1 rRNA gene is annotated in these 297 nt (G+C 47.8%); it reads right to left on the bottom strand.

Features of this window, described 5'->3' with window-relative positions:
• A 5S ribosomal RNA gene (gene rrf, locus F8197_RS28270) occupies window positions 1-105 on the bottom strand; the annotation flags it as partial.
• Between the last annotated feature and the right edge of the window lie 192 nt (window positions 106-297).

The following is a 297-nucleotide window of genomic DNA, read 5'->3' as shown; positions in this document are numbered from 1 at the left end:
ATAACCTACTTTCACACTGGTTGCAGCACTATCATCGGCGCAAAGTCGTTTCACGGTCCTGTTCGGGATGGGAAGGGGTGGGACCGACTTGCTATGGTCATCAGGCATTGAACTGTACGGGCCGCGTTGTTGATCAACGTTGCCCAGAATCTGGGAGAAGTAAGTAGGTGGGGTAATGAAGTTGTTGTATCAACGAACGTTTCAACGTACTTCTTATTCACCATAACCTGCTAAGGTTATAGGGACAAGCCGTACGGGCAATTAGTACTGGTTAGCTTAATGCATTACTGCACTTCC

The organism is Duganella sp. FT27W (assembly GCF_009295655.1).
GTDB classification, from domain to species: Bacteria; Pseudomonadota; Gammaproteobacteria; order Burkholderiales; family Burkholderiaceae_D; genus Rugamonas; species Rugamonas zoogloeoides.
Note: the sequence above shows the minus strand (reverse complement) of the source record. Positions and strands in the feature narration are given on the sequence as shown.